Origin of the sequence: Pseudomonas sp. TWI929, assembly GCF_039673335.1 — a bacterium.
Taxonomy (GTDB): domain Bacteria; phylum Pseudomonadota; class Gammaproteobacteria; order Pseudomonadales; family Pseudomonadaceae; genus Aquipseudomonas.
The window spans coordinates 1-973 of sequence record NZ_JBDJLK010000179.1 but is presented as its reverse complement, the minus strand read 5'-3'; the positions used below and the strand labels follow the sequence as shown (position 1 = coordinate 973).

The 973-nt window shown below is 55.7% G+C and carries 1 protein-coding gene; it reads right to left on the bottom strand.

Annotation, left to right across the window (positions count from 1 at the left end):
- Window positions 1-87: 87 nt before the first annotated feature.
- A partial coding sequence (locus ABE456_RS28435; RefSeq protein ID WP_346646900.1) for an IS1182 family transposase occupies window positions 88-973 on the bottom strand: 886 nt, incomplete at its 5' end.

Genomic DNA, 973 nt, shown 5'->3' with positions numbered 1-973 from the left:
CAGACTGTGTGAAAACACACTGATAGGCCCTAGACCAAACGCCCCGACTTGTTCGGGGCGTTTGTTTTTGTGCTAAAAAAAGGCTCTTCAGCCCATCAACTGCATCATTTTCTTGGTACCCAGTACGCTGATCGCCCGCTTGAGGTTGTATGCGGTCACGGCCAGGGCCATTTCAGCTCTCGTCCCTTCAAGTTGCCGTAGCAAGAACCGTCCGTTCCCAAATAGCCATTGTTTGAGATTGCCAAACGGGTGCTCCACGATGGATCTGCGTCGTTCCATCATCTCTGGATGCAGTTGCATCCGCTTCGCCATTCGTTCAAAGGCTTCCTCTTGTGCATGACGCGAGACGTAGCGGCGCTTGGCCGTCGTACATTGGGCTTTCAGCGCACATCCAGCACAGTCGCTGATTGCTGCCTGGTAGATCCGGTCGCCTTTGTAACGCTGCTTCAGGGTTAGCCACTGGCCTGCTGGACATTGGTACCGATCCTGGTCAGCGTCGTAGGTAAAGTCTTGGCGTTCGAACAATGCCTCTCCGCCTGGGTTCGAGGTTCGGTTTGGCGGCACGTAAGCGGTAATGGAGGCTTCCTCACACGCCTGGAACTGCTGGCCGTTTGAGTAGCCCATGTCCGCTGTCACGGTCAGAGCGTCTTGCCCAAGTTCGGCCTTGGCCGTTTTAGCCATAGGTTCAAGCTGTTTTCGGTCATCGCCCTCTTGCGTCACCTCGTGATGCAGAATCAGGCAGTGCTCTGCATCGACGGCGGTCTGCACGTTATAGGCAACACGCGACCCCTTGGGCATACGCATCATTCGGGCATCGCTTTCGTGTGTGTTGAATTGCTCCAGCCCCATCGATTGCATCAAGATCACCTCGATGTTGCGCTGGCATTCAGCTTCCAGGCGACGGGACGACCGAATGCGCTGGAAATAGCCATAAAGGTAGAGTTTGAGCTGATCGGCGGGGTCGTAGGCGGGG